This is a genomic window from Campylobacter concisus, from assembly GCF_002914195.1.
In the GTDB taxonomy this organism is placed as follows: domain Bacteria; phylum Campylobacterota; class Campylobacteria; order Campylobacterales; family Campylobacteraceae; genus Campylobacter_A; species Campylobacter_A concisus_M.
Genome location: NZ_PPAU01000046.1, coordinates 1 through 555, shown reverse-complemented (window position 1 = coordinate 555; position 555 = coordinate 1). Strand labels below are relative to the sequence as shown.

The 555-nt window shown below is 26.8% G+C and carries 1 protein-coding gene; it reads left to right on the top strand.

Annotated elements, in window-relative coordinates; all coding sequences use genetic code 11:
- A partial coding sequence (locus CYP28_RS10485) for a hypothetical protein (RefSeq protein WP_219811234.1) occupies positions 1-342 on the top strand: 342 nt, incomplete at its 5' end.
- Positions 343-555: the final 213 nt, after the last annotated feature.

Genomic DNA, 555 nt, shown 5'->3' with positions numbered 1-555 from the left:
AAATTATATTTAATAGATCAAATTTCTAATCCAATTATTCAGGACTTAATACGTTTTCTCTTTACAGTGCAGAGCAAGAATATGGTTCTGTCCGAATTTATTAAAATTAGACAATACCACAAGACTGCATCTAACGCAACAATTACGAAATTGAAAAAAAATCTTTTAAAAGAGAGTAATAGCTTGCGAGAATTTTTTGGCATCGAAGTAAGCCCTCTTGGGACAGCCGATTTATTGATCAGCTTCAAGAGGCCAAAAGAGGTAAAATTCTATTCCAATAAAAAAGACCAATATGACTATCCGACCTTGGAAGAAAATAATCTTTTTGAATACGACGATTAATTTCCATATCCCTAAAAATTATATAGAAATATTTTTTAATATTTCTTTTTTTATATTTTTAGGGCGATGTTAGAAATTCGATAAATTTGTTAGAAATTAGATAAATTTTGTTAGAAATTAGATAAATTTGTTAAAAATTAGATAAATTCTTAAGCGATTTTAAGCAATTTAGTTAAATTTTGTTAGAAATTAGATAAATTCTTAGATCAGGTG